This window comes from Iodobacter violaceini, assembly GCF_011601265.1.
In the GTDB taxonomy this organism is placed as follows: domain Bacteria; phylum Pseudomonadota; class Gammaproteobacteria; order Burkholderiales; family Chitinibacteraceae; genus Iodobacter; species Iodobacter violaceini.
The window spans coordinates 1-235 of sequence record NZ_JAAOLX010000061.1; the positions used below are offsets into that span (position 1 = coordinate 1).

Annotated in this window: 1 protein-coding gene; it reads right to left on the reverse strand. The window is 58.3% G+C overall.

Annotation, left to right across the window (positions count from 1 at the left end; translation table 11 throughout):
* On the reverse strand, positions 1 to 235 hold a 235-nt coding region (locus HA050_RS22780), incomplete at both ends, for a VCBS domain-containing protein (RefSeq protein WP_205836574.1).

Genomic DNA, 235 nt, shown 5'->3' on the forward strand with positions numbered 1-235 from the left:
TGGTTTCGCCGGTTTTAAGGGCTTGCACATTATCCGCATCGTTATTCAGCGTATAAGTCCACTTGCCATCGCTGCCCAGCGTCAATTTACCGTAAGTGCCTGCGGCACCGGTTTGCGGCACAAAGGTCGCGCCGCCGGTAGCGGTCAGCGTGCCGCTGCTGCTTTGAACGGTATCTTCCTGTACTGCGCCGTGGCCGACGGTGGCGGTTTCATTGCTGCCGTTCACAGTCACGGT